The organism is Nesterenkonia haasae (assembly GCF_010119385.1).
Taxonomy (GTDB): Bacteria; Actinomycetota; Actinomycetes; order Actinomycetales; family Micrococcaceae; genus Nesterenkonia; species Nesterenkonia haasae.
On record NZ_VFIE01000020.1, the window covers coordinates 60,939 to 82,852 of the forward strand.

15 protein-coding genes are annotated in these 21,914 nt (G+C 60.8%); 2 read left to right on the forward strand and 13 right to left on the reverse strand.

Annotated elements, in window-relative coordinates; translation table 11 throughout:
- Nucleotides 1-70: 70 nt before the first annotated feature.
- From FH975_RS08890 to FH975_RS08935, 11 genes are all read right to left on the reverse strand, one after another.
- The gene (locus tag FH975_RS08890) at nt 71-2,116 is read right to left on the reverse strand and encodes a beta-galactosidase (RefSeq protein ID WP_162321059.1); all 2,046 of its coding nucleotides are present in this window, start codon (nt 2,114-2,116) and stop codon (nt 71-73) included.
- An 85-nt stretch (nt 2,117-2,201) separates the two neighbouring features.
- The gene (locus FH975_RS08895) at nt 2,202-3,125 is read right to left on the reverse strand and encodes an SMP-30/gluconolactonase/LRE family protein (protein ID WP_162321060.1); all 924 of its coding nucleotides are present in this window, start codon (nt 3,123-3,125) and stop codon (nt 2,202-2,204) included.
- Nucleotides 3,091-7,020 carry a beta-galactosidase gene (locus FH975_RS08900; protein WP_162321061.1) on the reverse strand — a complete coding sequence of 1,310 codons (3,930 nt, stop codon included), beginning with the start codon at nt 7,018-7,020 and terminating at the stop codon, nt 3,091-3,093. Before FH975_RS08900 ends, FH975_RS08895 begins: the two co-directional genes overlap by 35 nt.
- Nucleotides 7,021-7,024: 4 nt before the next feature.
- Entirely contained in the window at nt 7,025-7,150 is a 126-nt protein-coding gene (locus FH975_RS16790; RefSeq protein ID WP_268896707.1) for a hypothetical protein, read from the reverse strand.
- A complete protein-coding gene (locus FH975_RS08905) occupies nt 7,147-8,232 on the reverse strand; it encodes a LacI family DNA-binding transcriptional regulator (protein WP_162321062.1) in 1,086 nt (361 codons plus the stop codon). Before FH975_RS08905 ends, FH975_RS16790 begins: the two co-directional genes overlap by 4 nt.
- Before the next feature lie 90 nt (nt 8,233-8,322).
- The gene (locus FH975_RS08910; protein ID WP_162321063.1) at nt 8,323-9,597 is read right to left on the reverse strand and encodes an ABC transporter substrate-binding protein; all 1,275 of its coding nucleotides are present in this window, start codon (nt 9,595-9,597) and stop codon (nt 8,323-8,325) included.
- A 55-nt stretch (nt 9,598-9,652) separates the two neighbouring features.
- Complete coding sequence (locus FH975_RS08915) at nt 9,653-11,197, reverse strand: alpha-N-arabinofuranosidase (RefSeq protein ID WP_162321064.1); 1,545 nt, start codon at nt 11,195-11,197, stop codon at nt 9,653-9,655.
- Between the two features lie 247 nt (nt 11,198-11,444).
- Nucleotides 11,445-12,242, reverse strand: a complete 798-nt coding sequence (locus FH975_RS08920; protein WP_162321065.1) for a sugar phosphate isomerase/epimerase family protein — start codon at nt 12,240-12,242, stop codon at nt 11,445-11,447.
- Entirely contained in the window at nt 12,242-14,224 is a 1,983-nt protein-coding gene (locus FH975_RS08925; protein WP_162321066.1) for a DUF2264 domain-containing protein, read from the reverse strand. The genes FH975_RS08920 and FH975_RS08925 overlap by 1 nt, the downstream gene beginning before the upstream one ends.
- Nucleotides 14,221-15,201: a hydroxyacid dehydrogenase gene (locus FH975_RS08930; protein ID WP_235928618.1), complete on the reverse strand. Its 981-nt coding sequence runs from the start codon at nt 15,199-15,201 to the stop codon at nt 14,221-14,223. The genes FH975_RS08925 and FH975_RS08930 overlap by 4 nt, the downstream gene beginning before the upstream one ends.
- A 127-nt stretch (nt 15,202-15,328) precedes the next feature.
- Nucleotides 15,329-16,615: an ABC transporter substrate-binding protein gene (locus FH975_RS08935; RefSeq protein ID WP_162321067.1), complete on the reverse strand. Its 1,287-nt coding sequence runs from the start codon at nt 16,613-16,615 to the stop codon at nt 15,329-15,331.
- A 238-nt stretch (nt 16,616-16,853) separates the two neighbouring features.
- Here FH975_RS08935 and FH975_RS08940 point away from each other — a divergent pair, with 238 nt between their 5' ends.
- Nucleotides 16,854-17,984: a LacI family DNA-binding transcriptional regulator gene (locus tag FH975_RS08940; protein WP_153077829.1), complete on the forward strand. Its 1,131-nt coding sequence runs from the start codon at nt 16,854-16,856 to the stop codon at nt 17,982-17,984.
- A 95-nt stretch (nt 17,985-18,079) separates the two neighbouring features.
- Here the strand turns inward: FH975_RS08940 and FH975_RS08945 are convergent, their stop codons facing one another.
- Together FH975_RS08945 and FH975_RS08950 are read right to left on the reverse strand one after the other, a co-directional pair.
- Nucleotides 18,080-19,357, reverse strand: a complete 1,278-nt coding sequence (locus FH975_RS08945; RefSeq protein ID WP_162321068.1) for an ABC transporter substrate-binding protein — start codon at nt 19,355-19,357, stop codon at nt 18,080-18,082.
- A gap of 250 nt (nt 19,358-19,607) precedes the next feature.
- On the reverse strand, nt 19,608-20,636 hold the full coding sequence (locus FH975_RS08950) for a LacI family DNA-binding transcriptional regulator (RefSeq protein WP_202923151.1): 1,029 nt from the start codon (nt 20,634-20,636) through the stop codon (nt 19,608-19,610).
- 109 nt (nt 20,637-20,745) lie between these two features.
- On the opposite strand from FH975_RS08950, the gene FH975_RS08955 reads away from it, so the two are divergent.
- Nucleotides 20,746-21,912 carry a Gfo/Idh/MocA family protein gene (locus FH975_RS08955; protein ID WP_153077826.1) on the forward strand — a complete coding sequence of 389 codons (1,167 nt, stop codon included), beginning with the start codon at nt 20,746-20,748 and terminating at the stop codon, nt 21,910-21,912.
- The last annotated feature ends 2 nt before the right edge of the window (nt 21,913-21,914 follow it).

A 21,914-nucleotide genomic window follows, 5' to 3' on the forward strand; every position in this document is an offset into this window, starting at 1 on the left:
TCAGGGAGGAAGTCACCGAGGAGACCCTCGGCCGTGGCCCATCTGAGAACTCGGTATTGGGTCTTCCGCTCTAGCGCTGAAGGTGAAAAACGGCGACGCCACGCGAGGCCAATGTGCGTGAGCCCGCACTGAGGCCGATCAATGCATGCCCCGCAAAGTCCTGAAGATTCACCGGTTCATCCGTCCGGTTGATCACGAACACGTACTCACCCTGCGCCCCCACCCGCTTGGTGACTTCAATACGTCCGCGAAGCTGCTGCGGGATCTCCGGCTCCACACCGGCGCCAGCAAGCAGGTCACGCAGAAGGCTGGCTCGGCCAGCCGAATCCAGGCGCGACGACACGTAGGACGCCGTTCCCGCCCCACCTCTTCTCCTGGTCACCGCCGGACTTCCGTCGAGTTCTCCACCCACATACCGGCGCAGCACCTCGACGCCGCTGTCCGTGATGTCGACCTGCTCGCTCCACAGTGTGCCCAGCGTGCCGTCAGTGAGGGTCACCGTCTCATCCCGTAGAAGTGGGGCGAACTCCTCTACTCGGATGCCGAGCAGGTCCCGCAGCGCTCCGGGGTAGCCGCCAAGCCAGACACGGTCGTCCTGGTCCACAGTCCCGGAAAAGTAGGTGGTCACTAGGTGCCCGCCTTCGAGCACGAAATCTTCAAGCCGTCCTTTCAGCTGGTGGGGCACCATGTGCAGCACCGGGGCGAAGACTGCGTCGTACCCAGAGAAGTCCTGGTGGGCCTGCACAACATCCGCGCGGACTCCCTCGTTGAGCAGAGCCAACCACCAGTGAAAGACCTCCTGTCGGTACCGCAGGTCCTCGGTCGGGTGGGAGTCGAGTTCGCTGCACCACCAGGATTCCCAGTCCATCAGCACAGCAACTTGTGCGGGCGCACGCTGCGTGCCGGCCAGTGGTTGCAGCTGGTCCAGCGTCTGCCCGAGTTGAACCACACTGCGGTAGAGCCGACTGTCCTCACCGGCGTGGGGAACCATGGCGGAGTGATACTTCTCTGCTCCTCCTGCGGACTGTCTCCATTGGAAGTAGCAGACGGCATCGGCTCCGTGGGCAACATGCGCCAGGGAGTCCCGTGCCAGCTCACCGTCTCGTTTGGGCCGGTTGATGGGCTGCCAGTTCACCGCAGAGGTGGAGTGCTCCATGAGGAACCACGGATTGCCGCGCGCCAGAGAGGAGGTAGTTGCTGCTGAGAAGGACAGTTCATCGCGGGAGTGTTCGATCGGGAGGCGGTAGTGATCATTGGCCACGAAATCCAGCTCATCCGCCCAATCGGAGAAGTTCATGCCCTTGGTTTCACCGACCACCATGAAGTTGGTGGTCACCGGCACATCCGGAGTGACCGCTCGCAGCACATCCCGCTCGGCAATGAAATGCTGTTTTAGCGCATCTGAGCTGAAGCGTTTGAAGTCCAGCTGCTGAGTGGGGTTCGGAAAAGCGGTTCCCTTCCGTGGAGGAAGGATTTGGTCGAATGCTTGGTACCGCTGGGACCAGAAGTCCGTTGACCAGGCGCGGTTGAGCTCATCCACACTGCCGTAGCGCTGAACCAGCCATTCACGGAACGACGCCGCAGCGTCGTCTGAGTAGTCATAGAGATTGTGGCAGCCAAGTTCATTATTCACGTGCCAGGCGACCAGTGCGGGATGGTCTTTGTAGCGTTCGGCGAGGGTCCTAGCAAGGTTCAGGGCATGTTCGCGGAATACCGGAGAGGTGGGGCGCCAATGCTGCCGGCCTCCTGGGGAAAGTGTTACGCCATCTTCAGTCACGGGCAGGATCTCAGGGTGTTCAGTCACAAGCCACGCCGGCGGTGAAGCGGTAGCGGTGGCAAGGTCAGCGCCTATCCCCGCCTCGGCCAGGAGATCCATGACTTCGTCCAGCCAGTCAAAGTCCCAGCGACCCTGCGCCGGCTGGAGACGAGCCCAGGAGAAGATTCCTACGGAGACGACGTCGACATTGGCCTGTTTCATCAATCTGATGTCTTCACCCCACACATCGCGCGGCCACTGCTCTGGGTTGTAGTCGGCCCCGAAGGAGATGCGCCGGGGAGCGGAGGAGTTCTTGGAGTCCGGGTGGTGACGGAGCCAGGTGGGAGTCGCGTTCTTCATGGGAGCGGTATTCCTTTCGCCTCGGCCGCCGGGAGGTCGGTCGCGCCTGAATGTGGTCTGGGGTCACATGACCTGGGTCGGTGCCTTAGGCGGCTGAGTACGCTTCGACGCCGGCGACACTGATTTCTGCCGTGAATACGCAGCCGTCCATAGGTCCGGGGTCCTCGAGTCCGTTGGCGGCAGAGGTGACGATGGCTCGATAGGGCGCCTGAGCACTCAGCGCCACACTGGTGGGCTGACGGACCGGCAGGTCGAAGCGTTCTAACAGGTCACCATCGGGAGATAGCCGGAGTAGGGCGGCGTCGCCGAAAACTGTCTGCCACAGGCAGCCTTCGGAATCGACGACCATCCCATCCGGCACCCCGTTGTGGACCGCCGCGAAAGGTTCCGCCGAGCTGATCGCGCCTGATTCGGCATCCAACTTGTAGGAGTGGATTTGCTGGCTTGGAGAATCAGTGAAGAACATGCGAGTGCCATCTTCTGTGAAGGCCGGGCCGTTGGGGATACTGATGCCCTCGACGATCATACGGACTTCACCGTCGGTGTCCCGGCACCACAGCAGGCCGCAGCCGGCGTCGCCGTTGTAGGCCATGGCGCCGGCCCAGAACCGTCCTGTGGGGTCCGCAAGTGCGTCATTGACTCGCAGCTCGGGTTGACCTGGTCGGTCACTTGCGGGCTGATCCCAGGTTGCGGTCTCCACTAATCGGCCATGGTGCTCCGAGAGCAGGGACAACCCCTGGCCCAGCGCCGCTATCCACTGACCAGGCCGGCCCCTCAGCGGAGCCACAGCTCCCAAGGGACGGTCAAAAGCACCCAATTGGTGGACTCCTGCGCCTGGTTCACCAGAGGTGCTGAACAGCTCACTGTCGAGGAGGTTGACCAGGAGAAACGGTTCGCCTGATCGTGGGCTTCGGTCGCCGAAGTAGCGGGCTCCCTCACCCAGGCGCATCTGCCGAGCATCTACCGGCTGCCAGTTACTCTTCAAAACGGTGGAAACTATGGGGACCATTGCTGGGACTCTCCGTGGTTGGGCCCGCAGGTGGAGGAGCTGCACCCAATGGGCGGGTTCCGGCCGGGGCAGGCGAGTGAGTGGTTATCTCGAAGAACTCTAGATGGTGGAGGTGGGCGCCGTCGGGCGCACCTCGGTGCTGAGGGTGAATCCACACTGCGTCACCGGAACGGCGGGGTAGAAAGTGGATCTGCAACCCGCGAGCAATGATGTCGTCCCGCCAGAGCGTCAGCTCCACCTCCCAGTCCCGTCCGTGCCAGAAATGGTCACTGATGAGCAGATCCTCGTTGTTGCCCCTTCCTGGTATCACCGCACGTGCGATGTCGGCCACGAACTCCACGCGCAGCATGCTGCGAACGTCTTCGGCGAACGATTCTGCTGGTAGGGGCACGTCAATAATGGACGCCGCTGACCAGTCCTGGGGCGCAGAGAGCCGGTTCTGGGGCCCGCCGGTGTTTGGCGCCGGGGCCCGGTGTCCGTTCTCCTCCAGGACCAGGTCCCTCATCAACGTCCGGCGGTTCACGACGCTTTCGGTCCTCAGCTCGCCGTCCTCAACCCACACGGGCTGCTCTGCCAGCAGGATCCGATCATGTCCCTCATAGGACAGCCGGTGAACCTGGTTCGCATGTGTTTCGTCCAGCACCAGGATGCGGTGTACGCCGATCTGGAGCAGACAATCGGGACCTGGTTGAGCGGTGAGCACGACGACGTCTGCTTCCTGACACTGCCGAAGAACAGCCGGACCTGAGACCTCCACACTATGGTCTAGGACGATCTCCACTGGGATCTGGTTCAGTGCACAGAGAATGAGCAGTTCACCCTCATCGTCGACCACTCGGGTGAGAACTTCTGCGGTGGCGCTCACAATGCTGAGGTCTGGCGCGAGCGGATAGTTCAGCGGCCAGACTGTGGAGACTCCGGCGGGGAAGTCTATTGGGGTGTGCGGGACAGTGATGGCCCGTTCCCCTAGTGGGACGTGCAGCTGAAACGCCTGCTGCCCCGGTAGAGGAGCCACATCTGGTTGATAGGTGGACAGGAACATGTACCCCTGGGTCCCGTCATCGCGGACGGACCAACGCAGCGAATCCGCATCGGTTCCCGAATCAAGGGCAATGTCTGTTCCCGGCATTTTGGCGGTCATGGGGGCGATCCGCTGCGCCTCCGAGGTGAGCCAGAGGTGGTGGCGCCTCAGGAGGTGGTGGTGCGGGCGGAGCTGTCCATGCTCACCGATCGCTGCTGCGAAGTCATAGCTGATCTGTGGCATGTCATTGGGATAGCCGGTCGCTTGGGATTCTTGTTCGCCATCGGGGTGACCATGCGGGTGGCTGCCCCCGGAGTACATGTAGTAGCCCTGCCAAGTGGAGCCGCTGCCGATCTTCGCCAGAGCTAGGGCGGCCACATCCTCCGGTGTCACCAGGGGGCGCCGGTGGTATGCCACGTGCATGCCCCCGCCCAGCTCACAGGTGGCGAACGGTAATGGTGGCGAGCTGGGGGCGTCGTCGTCATCCTCATTCCGCACCGCAGTGGAGAAGGTCTGGGTGACCTGCCGGACATCGGCACCGACCCCGTGGTCATCCCGCTCATGGCGGTAGGCGAAGTGCGGCCGCGCGAAGTCGGGAAACTCGTCATCCTGCTCGGCCCAGAACCCGTCGGCGTAGCCAGACCAGACCGGCAGCACAGTGCCCGGCAGGCGCGCCTCGCCCCACCCGGTGGCAGTCCACAGCGGCACATTCAGCCCAAGGCCTTCGGCCAATTCACGCAGTCGGGCAATGTGTTCAGGTTGGTCGTGGAGTTCGTTCTCCAGCTGAGCGGCGATGATCGGTCCGCCCTCAGCATGAGTCAGCCCGGTGAGCTGGTGAATAGTCTGCGCGTAGAAACGCTCCACCAAATCTAAGTATGCAGGGTCATTGGTGCGCGGGGTGCAAACAGTGTTCTCCAACCAGTCAGGGAAACCTCCTCGCCTTGCCTCACCGTGGGCCCAGGGCCCCAAACGCACGACGACGTCCAGCCCCGCCTCAGCAGCCAGCTGTACGAAGCTGCGCAGATCCCGATTTCCGGTCCAGTCAAAGTCTCCCGGATTCGGCTCGTGGTAGCGCCAGAACACATAGCACGCCACTGAGTTCAGGCCGCCTGCAGCAGCCTGCGCCAGGGTCTGCTTCCACCGGCTTCGCGGTATTCGTGAATAGTGCAGTTCTCCCGTGATCGGTATCCATGGCCGGCCACCACGTTCGATGTACTGGCTGGTGAGCCGAATCCGGTCCGGGGTGCCAGCAGGCTCACCCATAGGCAGGGGGTCGCCGGTGGCGGCGGCGCTTTCTTGGCTGCGGCGGCCCACCAGCAGACCGTCGTATTCCTGGGCGAAGAATTCTGCCGCGGCCTTCATACGGCACACCGCCTGATCCGCGCTGTCATTGAGGTGCACGAAGATCTGAATCTGCGCCAACCAGTCTCCGGCCACCTGCGCCTGGAGGCAGAGCGTGCTGTCATCCAGCCAGGCACCTGAGGTATGCGTTTCGTACCCATATCCGGGCAGGGGGTGCTCCTGGTGTCCCCCAACCAGGTATGGGAACGCCCGGCGCTGACCGGCGTGAGTGACGAGAACGAGCTCGCCGCCATCTGCAGTGCAGGTCAATTCCAGGGCGGAAAAATGCGTACTGAGCGCGGCCTGCCCGGCTTGGCCCGGACCGGAAACTTCGAACGGCACAGAGTCAATGCTGAACTTCAGCTCCAGTGTGGCGCTGCGGCCGATGGTGGTGCCTGGCATCGGGGCGCCACGCACCGGGCGGGGTGCACGCTGGCCCGGGCTGCTGGCTTCGCCGATGTGCAGCAGGGGGACCTTTTGCTGGACCGCCGCGTCCGGGGTTGTGGCCTCGCCTCTTAGTGTGAGAGCCAGAGGATCCAGCAGTTTCTCCCAGAGGGCATTGTGGATCAGCTGAGCATCGGATTCGATGTGCATACTGCAGCCGGTGACGACTACGGCGGTCTCCAACCAGGGAACTACGAGCATGATCTGTCCACCCATTCCCCATGCTGCGTAGCTGTCGCGCCTGCATCGCCAAAATTGGTAGCCGTAGCCCAGCTGTGATTCCGGGTTGGAAAAATTTCCGGTTCCGGTGGGGACCTGGGCGGTGGTGGCTGCATGGAGGTACTCAGCGGAGATGACCTGTGAGTCTCCGGCTCTCCCGTTGTTTAGGCACAGCCACGCAATCCGCGCCATATCCCGCGGGGTGGACAGAAGCCCTGAGCCGCCATGTGCAACTCCTAGGGAATTCTCGCTCACCTCCCGCCAGGTTGGTCGTTCGGCGAAAGATTCCGGAGGCAGTCCAAGCGGGGTGCGCAGGGCCTTCAGCGGCTGCTGCATCCCTACGCGCTGACCGATCCGTTCAGCGAAGTACTCCTCGAAAGGCCGCTCGGTCAGCTTCTCTGCCAGGGCGGTGAGCACCACGGTGGCTGACGTGTCATAGAAGTAGACCGTACCGGGAGGGTGGGAGGGGGCGAGCGTGAAGAAGGTGCGCACCCAATCCGCGTCAGAGACCAACGGGTAGGTGGCTTGGCGGTGACATGTCTGCATTGTCAGCAGGTCCTCCACACACATGGCCAGGACCCACGGGTGAGCGTCGGCTCTGAACTCAGGGAAGTAGTCCACGATGCGGTCGGTGAGCCGCAGGGCGCCATCGTCCGCCAAGGCGCCAATGGCGAGCGCAACAAGTGACTTCCCCGCTGAGTAGAGTCGGTGCACCCTATCCACGCTGTATGGCGCCCAGTAAGTTTCATGCATAAGAGCGCCGCGGTGCAGAGCGAGTAGCGAGTGGACCACAAGGCCGCGGTCTTCCAGTTCTGGGATCAGGTGCTGGTGGATGTGGCGTTCAAACCATTCCTTACTCGGCATGGTCATCTGGTCAGCACTCCCCGGGGTTCCAACGGCCGAACCATGCCGCTGCGCAGGCAGTATCAGGGATAGCGGGGCGACCATCGAGGGACGAGCCGGGGGCACCCAGTGCGCTGAAGGCAATTTTCCACGTCATGATGCCTCCTTTCTTCGCTCGTGCGGTTGATTCCGCTGCTTGATGCTGTGGTGCTCGGTTTCTGGGGGCGTGGTCAGCGTATGGCTGCTCTCACCATGAACGAGGGTGAATGACACGATCTCTTCGGTACGTTGCGTCGACCCGGAACCGTTCTGGATGCGAGCTAGCAGCATCTCCACTGCGCGTCGGGCTGTCCATTGGTGATCAGGGCTGACCGTTGTCAGCGATGGTGTCAGGTAGCGCGATTCGGGGATATCGTCGAAGCTCGCGATCAGCATGTCCTGGGGGACTCGGATTCCTCTCTCATGGAGTCCGCGCAGCACTCCTATTGCTACCGTGTCGGTCAGCACGAATGCCGCATCTGGGCGATCTGCCTGGTCTGCGAGCGCGTGCCCGGCCCGGCGCCCGTCCTCCATGGTGATTTCGACGACGTCGACAATCCGCTCATTCCTTTCCGCGCCCGTAGTGTCGAGTCCTGCCTCATGTAACGCCGCATGGAAGCCATCGAGCCGCAGGCTTCGTATCGTTGCCTCAGAGGTGGTGGGCCCTCCGACGAATGCGATGCTGCGCGCTCCCTGCGCGATGAGGTGTTCTGTGGCGGCCTGGGCTCCAGCGAAATTGGGCATTGCCACGTGGTCGACCCCTTCAGGGGCGGTCCGCTCACCTAACAGGACGATAGGAAACGACTGCTGACCAGCGATTTGTTGCAGATCCATGCCGACCGAGCTGAGTATGAGGCCGTCGTACTGCAGCGCTTGAGAGAGCTGAATGGCGTCAGTCTCTCCTTGCGCCCCCGCCCCAGTTTCCTCCACAGCTACGCGGTATCCCTGTCTGCGCGCCTCAGCGGTGATACATGCTCCGAGTTGGCCAAAATATGACCGGTCCAACTCGGGGACTGCAAGCCCGATGACTCCGGTTCGGCCTGCTCGGAGGTTTCGAGCGGCTACGTTCATCCGGTAGCCCGAGGCCGCCAGCTGTGCGGTGACTCGCCGACGGACGGATTCGCTCACGCCGGCGCGCCCGTTGACAACATTGGAGACCGTCATGGGTGAGACGCCGGCGGAGCGAGCGACGTCGCTCATGGTCACGTTACGAGGCACATTTCTACCATATGCCGTGCGTGAGCGCCGGGGCGAGGCTGCAGTCAGCACCTCTGGGAACTTTGATCGGCTTCACTCACCGATTTCACCGACTGCTTCGGTGTGGGCAGCTTCAGCGGCTTCCGCTGGGGTCATGCTTTCGAAGAAGACTTCTTCGCTGTACCGACCGAGGATGTCTTGGATGGCGCTTGCTCCCATCGCCGGAACTGGTTCTGGTTCTTGTGCTTCGACATCGGGATCGACGATGTCCAGGAATTCGGCTGCCACCAAGTCTGAGCCCTCCAGCCCTTCGCGAACGACCTCCCGAACATCCTGGTTGGCGGGCAGGCCCCTGTCCATTCCTTGGGCCAGGCCCGCGGCTTCGTTGTTAACCAGGCAGTCGATGAATGTCTGGGCCTCGTCTGGGTGGTCGGTGGCCGCTGCGGCTGACCAGAGCATGGTGGATTTGTACCAGAGCCCATTCTCAGCGGAACTTCCAGTGGCTGAGGGCCAGCGCAGGGGGACCATTTCCACACCTGACACGTCGGTAACGCCGGTGAGTTGGTTGGACCAATAGCGAGCAAGTGCCTGCTCACCAATTTCAAACATCGACTCACCCGGCTGGACGTTCCCCTCCTCCTGGATGAGCGTGGCGTTGGGATAACCGCCGTCTTCAATGAGTTGAAGCTGGAACTCCCAGTACTCCTCGAGGTCTTCAGGTTCAAAGCCCACCTCACCATCATCTGTGGTGAGATTCAGACCGTTCTGCCTCAGCCACAGTTGGAAGCTCACCGGCTCGACTGGGCCGCCGCCTCCGAACTGCTGACCTTCAAGCTGTTCCGAGATGTCGATCGTCAGTTCCCGGTAGTCATCCCAGGTCCAGGAGGAATCATCGGGTAGCTCCATGCCGAGTTCGTCGAAGATCTCTGGATTGGCGAGCATGGCCATGACGTTGATCCCAGTGGTGATGCCCACCTGCCCGTCTTCAGTGGCACCATTGGCGATCGCGTCTTCCTCCATCGCGGAAAGATCGACCTGGTCCAGGTCTAGCAGCAAGCCCCGATCGGCGTATTCGCGAATGTACGTGTCGTCCATCTGCATGATGTCGGGAGTGTTGTTGCCGGCCGTTTGGGTGGCGAGTTGGTCCCAGTAGCCTTCCCATGCGCTGTGCTGCGGGTCGACGGTGACACCGGCTTCGTCTTCGCAGATGTCGATCATCTCGTTGGTGATGTTGTTGCGGTAGTCAGCCCCCCACCACGTCATGCTGAGGGTCACCTCCTCATCCCCGCCGTCGGCCCCGCAAGCGGTAAGAGCTAGGGTGCCAGCGCAGGCCACCGCGGCGAATGTGGTCAGTGCTGAGTGTTTCATGGGTTTTCTCCTCAATGAGCTGTCTCAGTGGTGGTGTCCGGAAGTGTGGGGTGACTCAGTGTGAGTCGAGCTGCGCGCTCAGGGAGACGAACGAAGCTGGCGGTAGGGACAAGGTGAGCTCAGCTCCGCGGTCGTAAGGCACGAGGGTGGCACCGCGGTATGGGGTGGGCGCTACTGCCTGAGGTGCTTGTGGGGTGTTGTGGTCGCTGACGTCTGAGCCGTGCAGCACTCGACCGCGGAGCCCACTGATGGTGCCGCCACGGAGGTCCAAGGTGACCTCCTGCGCTGTGTCAGGGTCAAGGTTCGCTGCTGTGATGGTGAGTGTTCCGTCTTTGGTGGAGACGTTCACTTTTGTATGTTCAGTGTGTTTGCCAGGGCTGGTCATACCTGATGGAGTCCTGGGTCGAACATCGAGCCGTTGTGCATCATGGTGCCCCGTGCTCATCTCAAACACATGGTAGGTCGGAGTAAGCACCAGCTCTGCTCCGTCTGTGAGCACCATGGCCTGCAGCACGTTGACTGTTTGGGCGATATTCGCGAGAGTGAGGCGCTCAGCGAAGTGGTGGAAGGCATCAAAGTGGACCGCAGCAACCAGTGCATCGCGCATGGTGTTCTGTTGGTATAGGAATCCTGGGTTGGTGCCTTCCTCCACGTTCCACCAGGTACCCCATTCGTCCAAGGCCAGTCCCACGGTCTGGTGAGGGTCATAGGCATCCATGACGGCAGTATGGCCCCGGAGAATTCTGGTGATCTGCTGAGCTTTGGCGATGGTGTTCCAGTACTCGTCCCGGCTGAACTCGGTGGCATGGCCTTTGTCCGCCCAACCGCCAGAAAAGGTATAGAAGTGGAAGGAAATCGCTTGGAAGATATCGGAGGGCGCTCGGTCCCCTAGCCCCTGAGTGAGGTGCTTCATGAGGGTCTCGGTCCAGGCGTAGTCATCGTCCGAGGCCCCTGCGGCGATTCTGTACAGTGAGTTGTGGCCGTGATCGCGTGCGTAGGTGGCGTGTTGCCGGGCGAGTGCGACGTACTGCTCGGCGGTCATGCGGCCTCCGCAGCCCCAGGGCTCGTTTCCTATGCCGAAAAACTTCACGCTCCAGGGCTCTGTCTGGCCGTGCTGTGAACGCAGCTGAGACATGGGGGCGTCGTCGCCGCGGGTGAGGTACTCCACCCATTCGCTGGTCTCGCGGACCGTTCCGGACCCGACGTTGGCCGAGATATACGGTTCGGTATTGAGCAACTCACAGAGCTTCATGAACTCGTGGGTACCAAAGTGGTTGTTCTCCACCACGTCACCCCAATGGGTGTTGACCATTCGCGGCCGGTCTTGGCGCGGCCCGATGCCGTCCATCCAATGGTATTCATCGGCGAAGCAGCCACCCGGCCAGCGCAGGTTGGGAATTTTGAGCCCCCGCAGCGCAGCGACGACGTCTGACCGGATGCCGTCGACATTGTCTATCTCGGAATCTTCACCCACCCAGAAGCCTTCATAGATGCATCGGCCCAAGTGCTCCGCGAAGTGGCCATAGATATGGCGGCTAATCACTGGACCCGGTGTGTCCAGATTCACGACTACCTCGTCAGTTCCTTGCTGAGCATTCATGGGGTTCCCCTCAACGGCACTCTCATCACCGATGTTCGATGACGTGGTTTACATCACATTTATCGATACACTAGAGACGATGACGAGGCTCGTCAAGAAAGGACAGGAAAACGTGTGCGTCTAGATGTGCAGGAAAGGAGTCGGATCCAAAGGGTGGGCTACCGTCCCCACGGACGTATCAACGCCCTCCGTTGTTCTCATGTAAGCGCGATGCCTACAGCTAGAACAGAGATCCTGGGCACAGGAGCTATGGCCTCCACCGGTGAAACCACTCCGCTGCAGCCGGGAGAGCCTCCCTCAGCGGCTCGATACGCGGATGCCAGGCCCGTTCCCACTCAAGGGAACACCATCCAGAAAACGCCTGCAAAACCCGACCCTGGGTCTCCAGCGGTACCGTTCCGGTTCCTGGAATAACAGGGACCCATTTCTCACCGCGGAGCGTGGCGTCCTTGACCTGGAAGTATCCGAGATGTGCCCCCAGAATTTCTAGGGTCTCCTCCGGGGTTTCACCACACCGCCAGGGATGAAGCCCGTCCCACAGCACCGCGGCATGCTCAGGGTCTTCTAGATCCTTCACCAAGTCCAGCGCGGCGCGACCCGTTGGGTGTGAATCGTGAGTTTCTACCAGTATCTGAACCCCTGCGTCTTGGGCTTGCGGAAGGACCGCGGCAATGCGGCGAAGGGCACGGGCGCAAAGCTCCGCGGGATGTGCTTCGGCGTCCCCGCCGGGGAAGACCCGGATCGCGCCGGAACGGGTGTGATGAGCCAGCGCAATCAACGAATCTAATTCTTCAATGACCTCAGCATCTTCAGCTGGACTGCATACTCGGGCGTACCCGGCCAGTCCCGAGATCGCTAGTCCAGCGTCTTTTATGCGCTGGCCGATTCGCTGCGCCTCGGTAGATTCCAGACCCAGGTGCAGGAACTCGGTGTCATGGACCCGGAGCTCCACTCCCTGACACCCACCACTGGTGGCGAGCCTAATGACCTCCTCCAGGGGCGCTCCCGGGATGCCCAGTGTGCTCACTGAAAACTTCCAGGTCATCAATCCCTCACCCCTCGGGTGGCAACGACGCCCAGGTCAAGGTCCACAACAACCACCCTGTTGTGCCCAGCCCACTGAAAGGTGACCTGATTCTCTGTGATGCTCAGATTCTCCACCTCGGCAATACCGTCAGACCGGTCTGATTCAACTCCGGTGAGGGACGCCAGCGCCACCAATACTTGCCCAACACCGGGAGCGAGCTCCGCGCGAAGTCGCGGGACCTCGACTATCGGCTCAAACGCGGTCCCTTCCGGGGCGACCTCCGTAGTCGGTCGCTCCCAACCTGCCAGGGGCAGTAACGTCGACGTGACTTCCTTGGCAGAACCGAAACGCGTCGCCCATCCCGAAGACTGGAGGGATGAACCCTGAGGAGCACCACGGATCGCGTGAATTCGCAGTTCGGACGCACCATACACGACGACGACGCTTGTCACTTTGAGGCCAGGGAATGCCGATGCCCGACCGGAGAAGACCGGCCGATGCCAGGAGGCAGCCCATCCGATACCGTGTTCAACTCCCGTGCCAAGGGGATGAATACGGGTGCGTACTCCACGTTCTCCGCGCCAAAAGACTGAGAGATCATTATCCGGCTGGTTGGTAGGCGAGGTCGGTCCGGAGTGTGTCGAGTAGACCCAACGCGAATAGAGTGGGTCCGTCGCTGAACCCGCCTCACCATTTACCGCCCTGAGATGGTCGCTGCCATGGTTGTGAAGCCTGACAATGCCGTCCTCCTGGGTGGAGTGAAGGAGGAATCCTGGCGCCTTCAGAGCGATCACATGGTCTCGGGTCTCTACCGGCATCTTCTGCTCGGTATCAACCCACAGGGGATCGTTCGGTGGCGCCAGTAGCGCGACAAATGCCTTCGACGCCCAGTAGGGGGAGCCCGGGCCCGAGTACTTTTGCACAGTCGCGGCGTGCTTCCCGTACCAACCGAGGGTGAGCACGCCGTGCTCATCGAGCGCGCCACGGTCCAGAAAGTGCTTCAGCGATTCACTCACGATACGCCGCGAAGCGCCAGCGCTCAGCGGAGTATTGCCAGTCACAGCACCCAGTCCTACTGCGGCACTGGCCGCAAAGCGATATGTCATCGACCGGCCGAAATAGACCGGTGCTCCGTTCGCTGCGAAGAAGTGTCCGTAGTCCGTGAGGTGTTCTCGAAGGCGGGCACCCCAGACGCTCATTCCAGGATGTGGAGCCCCATCCGTCTCACGGCTTGCCAGTAGCTCGTCCAGCACGGGGTAGAGATGCAATGCCCAGCCGTTGTAGTAGTCAAAAGACCCGCCATCACCGTCGGTATACCAACCCTCTCCCCTATACCAGCTGTCCACGAGCTGAAGCCCTCGCTCACGGACATAGGACGTTAGCGCATCCCTCCGTCCTACTGACTCCAAGAAACCGGCCACGGTGAACGGAAAAAGATACCAGTTGTTGGGAGCCGGCACAGCGACCAGCGCACCTCGGAGCCACTCAGCCACCCGGTCCTGCTCCTGGGCGCTGAGCGTGTTCCAGAGCCACGGCTTCGTCATGCGCAACCCCAGAGCGATGGAGGCAGACTCCACCATTGGCTGGCCGAATACGTCGTAGTCGCGAATAAGTGGCCAGGATTCCGCGTCGTCACCTCCAGGATTGCGTGTTCCTGCCACCAATCCCTCCGCGTACTTGCTAAGCCAATCATGAGGATCGGCCCCATCTGCACCGGCTACTCGAAACGCCGCAGCCAGGAAGGTACGGGCATATCCTTCCAGACCATCGGAACGAACTCCGCTTGCAGAACTGGGCCCCGGCAAGTTCAACCGCCCACCTTGGGGTGAAGCCCAACGCCAGGCTCGAGCTAGCAACGCGTCAGCGACAGCTTCCCAGTGATCACGTGTGTAGCCGGTGTACGGGCTGATCTGGAAGTTCAGCGCCGAGCTGCTGAGCGCGGCAGTGTGTGCGGAGTGTCCCTCGCCGGGAAAAGTTTCTGCAGTGTCGGGGATACTCATGCGCTCACTTCCAGTGCGTCGTGCGGTACGGGATGAAGCAGATCCTCCCCCTGCACCCATCTGCGGAGCTCTGCCAACGCGAGGTCACGTAGACGCTCCAGCTCATTGCCCTGTGAACCAGCGAGGTGCGGTGTGATCAACACGTTTTCACACTCCCACAGGGGGTGGTCAGAGGGAAGCACCTCGGGGTCGGTCACATCCAGCACCGCCCGGAGACGCCCAGCCATAGCGGCGTCCGTCAACGCAGCTTGATCGACCACTGCACCCCGAGCAGAGTTGATCAAGACAGCGCCAGGCGGCATGGAGTCGATTAACTCGCGACTGACCAACCCTTCGGTGGCCGGGAGGAGGGGCGTGTGAATGCTTACGATGTCGCTGCGCAGAAAAACCTCCTCGATACTCACCAATTCCGCACCATACTGGCTGGCAGTCCGAGCGTCGATATAGGGGTCGCAGAGGAGAACAGAAATATCGTGCTGGCGCAGAAGCTGCATCACACCTCGCCCGATCAATGAGGCGGAGAGAATGCCCACGGTGCGTTGGTAGTTGCCCACGGAAAACCCCGTCTCCCGCAAGGCAGGAATACGACGAGACCGACGATACTCTGCCGCTCTGGGGATCACGCGCTTGCCCTCCAGGAGAATCATAGCCAGCGTGTACTCGATCACGGGCCGGGCGTTCGCCGCGGCAGCGGATACGACAGCTATACCCCGATCGAAGCACGCGTGGGTGACGTGATTCTTGACCGACCCGGCGGTGTGGATGATCGCTCGCAACCGAGGAGCTGCGGCAAGGGTCTGGTCGTCAATCACTGGACATCCCCATCCAGTGACTAACACTTCGACCCTGGACAACAAGCCTTTGGAACGCTCTGATTGGAATTCCGTGAGCGGCTCGTTCTCAGACATCTCGCAGATTCGGCGGATTTCGGTACGGCCTTCGTCGCCGATGACCGCTTCAGCGGTTTCGGCACTCATCGCCATCAGCACCGTTGGACGATCAAGATCCAGACCAGACTGCGGCTCCTGTTTCGCGCAATGTGATGAGTGGTGGGCAGTCAATGAATCACCTTCGCGTAGGACCCTGAGTCAATCACAATGCAGATCATCCGAGGTTGGATTCAATCTCAGCAAAGGCAGCTTCACCTGCTTCGTCCGGTGTCATCTGTCCGAACAGAACCTCCGCCTGATACCGGTGCATCGTCTCAGATACAGTGCCGAAACCCAGGGGCGGAACTGGAGAGGCATCTGCGAGCTCGTCTTCGATCTCATTGAGGAACTCAGCTGCTTCCACCTCGGGCCCTTCGAGCTCTTCTACTACGGCTTCCCGAACCTCTGTGTTGGCAGGTAGACCGCGATCGGTCAGGTTCGCCAAGCCGGAGGCTTCGCTATTGATGAAGAAATCAATAAACTGCTGTGCTTCCTCGGGATGTTCTGTCTGCGAACCTGCTGAGAGAAACATGGAGGCTCTGTGCCACATACCATTATCCGCTGCCTGGCCCGTGGGGCTCGGTAGTCTTAGGAGGCTCAACTCTTGGCCTGCGTTCTCGCTCAGCGCGGGAAACAAGTTGGAGAAGCCGAAAATCATGCCCATTTCTCCCTGCGCAATCAGTGACTGATCAGCACCAGCGCCCCGGTCTTCTTCGATCACCGACGCTGACGGCAGGGCGTCTGCCTCATTGAGCTCCTGAATATGGGCGAAATAATCCACCAGATCCTGGGCTTCAATGCCCAGCTCGCCGTCGGCTGTCGTGAGCTCCTTGCCCTGCTGCCGCAGCCACGCCTGGACACCGGCGAAGGGCTCGAATGGTGTCGTCGCTCCGTAGACACTGTCCGAGCTGGCTTGTATCTCTGCCGCGATTTCTGAGAAGTCTTCCCATGTCCAGGTTGTATCGTCGGGAAGGTCAACTCCGGCCTCGTCGAATACCCCGTCATTGGCAATGACTGCAACAGCGGCAAACCCGGTAGGAATCGCGTACTGACCGCCTTCCGTAAAGCCCTGTTCTAGCAACGATTCGTCGATATGGGATGTCTCGACTTCTGAGAGTTCGAGCAGCGCCCCCAGCTCCGCGTACTCCCGAAAATACTCGAGATCCATTTGGACGACATCTGGCGTCTGTCCGCCTGCAGCACGAGTCGCTAGCTGGTCCCAGTACCCTCGAAAGTCACTGTAGTCGGGGGAGATGGTGATGTTGGGGTGTTCGTCCTCGAAAGCTTCGATGACTTCTTCGGTATTTGCGACTCTTTGATCAGAACCCCACCAGGAAAAGCTCAACTCGATCGGCTCCTCTTCGCTTTCACCTTCCCCTTCCTGATCCGCGGCGCAACCTACGGCGACGAGCATTGCCATGGAACCCAGGGCAAGGCCTTTGATGGTGTGGCTGTTCCTCATGAAAATCCCGCTTCTCTCGACACTGTTACTGATGTGATGTGCATAACACCTCGATTATGTCGTTTCGATCGCTTGAACGTCAATACCCTGTTTGAATCTTATTTCGATCACTCGATCACTCATCAAGCGCAGAATCACGTCCCTCCGTCAGCTGAGCCACGGAAGCTCAGGGACAGAAGCGAGCTCTGGAACTCTCGGTATACTTCGAAAATCGATCATTAGTTCATCAGGGGGCATTGTGAGGGAATCCGTCGAAGAACGTCGCAGACGCATCCTGGATGTCCTGGATCAGCACGGCGAGGTTAAGGTGGCGCACTTGGCCGCATTGCTCAATGTCTCCATGGTGACCGTAAGACGCGATCTCGAAGTCATGTCGAACAATGGGGGCGTCCAGCGCCGGCACGGAATGGTTGCCCGCGCCGACGCTGTGGCAGCGAGCAATTCCGATGATTCCGCAGCGCAAGGAACAGTGGCGATCATCGCCCCAGAACGCCACTCCTATTTGGGTGCCGTGACTGCCGGTGCGCGCAATTACTTGATGTACTCGGGATACCGGGCCGAGCTGCACCTGACTCCGAACACTGCCAATCCAGAACGCCAAGTGATTGAAGAGATCTCCCGGGGGAACGTCGATGGGCTCCTCCTGGCGCCCCGATGGCGGACGCTGGAGCAAGAGGACGCTGCTGCAGCCCTGCTAGAGAACTTGGCGCTGCCCACGGTGCTGCTCGAACGACATCCGAGTCGAACCCTGCCTCTCGAATCGGTGGACTCAGTCTGCAGCGACCACTGGCACGGGGTACACCTGGCCATAGAGCACCTCATCTCACGCGGACACGGCCGAATTCTTCTCGCAGCTCGCCAAGACAGCCCCACTGCACGTGCTGTGAACACCGCATTCGCCGAGATCGCGTCCGCGCATCCGGACATTGAACATTGGATGACAGTTCTCAGTGCCCCCGACGCAGTGGTAGGAAGCGTAGGGCGCATTGCGGAGGACGAGAGCGCAGCCGAGACACCGCATCGTGGGTACCCCGATCATGACAACCCGCAATGGCTGGCCAACCTAGTTCAGGAGCACAACTTCACAGCTGTCTTGATTCATAGTGACGAAAACGCCCTCGTTCTCTCACAACGCCTGACCGCGAGCGCTATGCGTGTTCCTGAAGACTGTGCCGTCATCGCTTACGACGACGTCGTTGCCGGCCTAGGCTCAACACCTCTCACCGCAGTCTCACCACCAAAAGAAGAAGTGGGACGAACAGGCGCTATGTTGCTGAGCCAACGCATACGTGCAGAGCGAAGTGGAGAACTATGGACACCGCACCGGGTGAAACTCCTGCCCACCCTGCGAATCCGCGCATCTACGTGAATGCACCTCTCGGGCGCCCGGGGACAGCCATCCAGTGGCCATCATAAGGGCATAGCGCGCTGCTGGCGCCGGACAGGGAGGTCAAACCCCCGGCGTCACTGGATTTCTGCCTCCATCTCGCGGACCATGTTCTCCGCTGCCTCCGCCGGTGACTGCCTGTCGAAGAGCACTTCGTCGTGATAGCGGTAGAGAATGTTGGGGAATGCTGAGCCGCCCATGGCAGGAACTGGCTCAGAGGGTCCCAGGTCCGCACCCAACTCTTCGATGTATTCAGCTACTCGCAGTTGCGGGCCCTCAAGCTCTTCGGTAATCATTTCGCTGATCTCGGCATTGGGAGGCATACCACGCTCAGCCATGTCGATCATCGCCGCCTCTTCAGAGTTGACGAAGAAGTCGATGAACATCTGAGCCTCCTCCGGGTGGTCGGTGCCACCGCTGGCAGAGAGGAACATCGAAGACTTGTACCACGGCACAGCATCAGAGGCCTGCCCGGTGGGGCTGGGAAAACGCAGCAGTTCAAGATCGGCACCCGAGGACTCTGTCAGCGCAACCGCCTGGTTGCTCCACCATGGACGCATGGCTACCTGGCCTGTGGTGGTCATGGACTGGTCAGGGCTCACCGCCTGATCCTCAGACATAGCCGAGGCAGACGGTGTGCCACCATCGTTCAGCAGGTCGTGGAAAAACTGGAAGTACTCTTCCGCGACCTCTACGTCAAAGCCGAGCTCCCCGTCCTCGTCACTGAGGTGGCCCCCATGCTGCCTCGCCCAGGTCTGGAATCCTCCGGTCTCGTCGAAGTTCCCCGAGCCCCAGGCCCCGTCAAGATTTTCAGAGAGTTCTATCGCAGTCTCCGCATAGTCGTCCCACGTCCAGGTCATATCATCTGGCATTTCGACCCCCGCCTCCTCAAACAGGTCGGGGTTGGCCAGCAGAGCGAATGCATTTACGCCAGCGGTGACGCCGTAGAGTCCGCCTTCGGTGCGCCCGGAATCAACGACAGTTTCCTCGAACTGAGAGACATCGACTTCGGAAAGATCGAGCAGAGCGCCTCGATCGGCATACTCGCGCAGGTACAGCTCATCCATCTGCATAATGTCCGGAGCGTCGTCGGCAGCGGTCTGCGTGGCCAACGTGTCCCAGTAGCCGTCCCAATCGCTGAACGTAGGGTTAATGGTGATGTCAGGATTCGCCTCTTCGAACGCGTCGATGATCTCCTGGGTATTTTGATGACGGGCGTCTGAACCCCACCAGACGAACCGCAATTCGACGTTGCCATCGCCATCATCCCCGGAATCACCTCCACACGCGGTCAAGACAAGACCCAGGGCAGCCAGGCCCGCGGCGCTCTTCACAAACATGGTGCGAGAACTCATCTCGATTCACACCCTCCCTGATAGTCGATACGCATCCCCCCACATTGATGTGATGCGTATCACGTAGCATGTCATGATGTTCGGTATTCAGCAAAGACCTCAACACAGTCCGCAATGAGCTGGACTGAGGGCAATGTTGACTGCCCCTCAAGCATGCACAAACCCCCGAGCAGCGGCCCAAACTCGCGGGCGGTGAACCCCAAGATGGGTCGTTCGCGGTGAGGAATCACATCCTCACAGCAGACGCTCGTCAAGCCCGCGACAATCGGGTGCTTTCTCGCAGAATCGGAATACCCTCCACGGTGATTCGCCGCTCGGCCCCGGCCTGGTCCAAGAGAATTTCAGCCGAAGTCCGGCCGATATCTTCAAGCGGCAGCCGCACAGTGGTGATGCCGGGATACTGGTCCGCCAGGGTCGGAATATCGTCGAATCCCGCAATGCACACATCCTGCGGAACGCTGAGGCCTTCTTCCCGCAAGGCAGCAAGGGCACCCAAGGCCATCACATCGTTGACGCAGAAGACACAGACCGGCTTGTGATCACCATCCCCCGGACCAACTATTCCGGTGTTCATCAGTTCCCGCATCATTCGGTACCCACCTTCCCTGGTGAAGGATCCTTGCAGCACCGCATCAGCGTCCACTTCAGCACCGCTGAGCTGACCGAGGAATCCCTCCGCGCGCTGAACAGCCGTGGTCACCTGAGCTTCTCCAGAGAGCACCGCAAACCGCCGATGCCCGGCGCCGAGCAGTTCGCGTGCCAAGGCAGCTGCGCTCACCGCGTTGGCGATATGGACGCCGCCGGTATTCGGCAGAGGTTGCCCAATCATCGCCACCTGTCCCCCGTTTTCCCGGTAGGTGGTCAGCACCTTCTGAAGCAGAACATCGTCATCAAAGCCGCGGGAACCGGCCAGGAGTATCGCGTCGGTTCGGTAGGACATAAACGAGCGCACGGCCTCAATCTCAGCCTGAGCGACTCGCTCAGTAGAGGCCAGCATCAGCTGTTTCCCCGAACCTTCCAACCCGCGCTGGGCACCACGTGCAATTGAAGAAAAGTAGGGATCCGCGATGTCATGGACGATAAGCCCGACAAGCCCTGCCGAGGATCTCGCCAGCGCCTGGGCCTGAGCATTGGGAAAGTAGCCCAGCTTCTCAGCAGCCGCACGGACCCTGACGGCCACCTCTTCTTTGGGGCGACGATCGGAGCCGTTGAGCACACGGGAGGCTGTGGCTTGAGACACTCCCGCAGCTTTAGCAACATCTGCAAGTCGGACAGCCATGAGAGACAAATCTACACGTACCGCTGACACTGTGACAGTTGACACTTTGATCACTAGGCAATAACGTGGAAAGCGCATTCCCGTGACAATTCTTCAAGGAGTTCTTCCAATGTCTGAGCCACGTGTTCTTCGCATCGCCATGAACGGCATCACCGGCCGTATGGGCTACCGCCAGCATCTGCTGCGCAGCATCCTTCCGATCCGCGACCAGGGTGGCATCACGCTGCCTGACGGCAGCAAAGTCGCCGTCGAACCCATCCTGATCGGCCGCAACGAGGCGAAGATTAAGGCGCTGGCCGCCCAGCACAACGTTGAGCACTTCACCACAGACCTCGACGGCGCGATCAACGATCCCTCCATCGACATCATCTTTGACGCCTCCATGACCAGCCTGCGTCACGCCACTCTCTCCAAGGCCATCGCAGCAGGCAAGCACGTCTTCACCGAGAAGCCCACAGCAGAGTCACTCAAGGACGCGGTGGACCTCGCCGTGCAGGCCAAGAAGGCTGGCGTCACCGCAGGTGTGGTCCATGACAAGCTCTACCTTCCAGGCCTGGTGAAACTGCGCCGCCTGGTCGACGAAGGCTTCTTCGGTCGCATCCTGTCCCTCCGCGGCGAGTTCGGCTACTGGGTTTTCGAAGGCGAGATTCAGGAAGCTCAGCGCCCCTCCTGGAACTACCGGCTGGCCGACGGCGGCTCCATGACCGTGGACATGTACTGCCACTGGAACTACGTTCTGGAGGGACTCCTCGGTTCCGTCAAGACCGTGACGTCCCGGACCGCCACCCACATTCCCACCCGCTGGGATGAGAACGGCGAGCCGTATGAGGCCGACGCCGACGACGCCGCCTATGGCATCTTCGATGTGGAAACCCCGCAGGGCGATCCCGTCATCGCGCAGATCAACTCCTCCTGGGCAGTGCGGGTCTACCGCGATGAGCTCGTGGAGTTCCAGATCGACGGCACACACGGTTCAGCTGTGGCCGGACTCAATAAGTGCGTGGCCCAGCAGCGGGCGCACACTCCAAAGCCCGTGTGGAACCCTGACCTACCAGTCACTGAGTCCTTCCGCGACCAGTGGCTCGAAGTGCCCGGCAACGCTGAACTGGACAACGGGTTCAAGGCTCAGTGGGAGGAGTTCCTGGCTGACGTCGTCGCCGGTCGCGAACACCGTTTCGGTCTGCTTTCCGCTGCGCGCGGCGTGCAATTGGCTGAACTGGGCCTGCAGTCCGCCTCAGAGGGCCGGACACTGGACATTCCCGAGATCACTCTCTGAGG

Bases quoted from the DNA above. Each gene is read 5' to 3' on its own strand.
- FH975_RS08890 (WP_162321059.1), bottom strand. From the start codon at position 2,116: ATGAAGAACGCGACTCCCACCTGGCTCCGTCACCACCCGGACTCCAAG.
- FH975_RS08955 (WP_153077826.1), top strand. From the start codon at position 20,746: ATGTCTGAGCCACGTGTTCTTCGCATCGCCATGAACGGCATCACCGGC.
- FH975_RS08910 (WP_162321063.1), bottom strand. From the start codon at position 9,597: ATGAAACACTCAGCACTGACCACATTCGCCGCGGTGGCCTGCGCTGGC.
- FH975_RS08950 (WP_202923151.1), bottom strand. From the start codon at position 20,636: ATGGCTGTCCGACTTGCAGATGTTGCTAAAGCTGCGGGAGTGTCTCAA.
- FH975_RS08915 (WP_162321064.1), bottom strand. From the start codon at position 11,197: ATGAATGCTCAGCAAGGAACTGACGAGGTAGTCGTGAATCTGGACACA.
- FH975_RS08930 (WP_235928618.1), bottom strand. From the start codon at position 15,201: ATGAGTGCCGAAACCGCTGAAGCGGTCATCGGCGACGAAGGCCGTACC.
- FH975_RS08900 (WP_162321061.1), bottom strand. From the start codon at position 7,020: ATGACCATGCCGAGTAAGGAATGGTTTGAACGCCACATCCACCAGCAC.
- FH975_RS08925 (WP_162321066.1), bottom strand. From the start codon at position 14,224: ATGAGTATCCCCGACACTGCAGAAACTTTTCCCGGCGAGGGACACTCC.
- FH975_RS08935 (WP_162321067.1), bottom strand. From the start codon at position 16,615: ATGAGGAACAGCCACACCATCAAAGGCCTTGCCCTGGGTTCCATGGCA.
- FH975_RS08945 (WP_162321068.1), bottom strand. From the start codon at position 19,357: ATGAGTTCTCGCACCATGTTTGTGAAGAGCGCCGCGGGCCTGGCTGCC.
- FH975_RS16790 (WP_268896707.1), bottom strand. From the start codon at position 7,150: ATGACGTGGAAAATTGCCTTCAGCGCACTGGGTGCCCCCGGCTCGTCC.
- FH975_RS08895 (WP_162321060.1), bottom strand. From the start codon at position 3,125: ATGGTCCCCATAGTTTCCACCGTTTTGAAGAGTAACTGGCAGCCGGTA.
- FH975_RS08920 (WP_162321065.1), bottom strand. From the start codon at position 12,242: ATGACCTGGAAGTTTTCAGTGAGCACACTGGGCATCCCGGGAGCGCCC.
- FH975_RS08905 (WP_162321062.1), bottom strand. From the start codon at position 8,232: ATGAGCGACGTCGCTCGCTCCGCCGGCGTCTCACCCATGACGGTCTCC.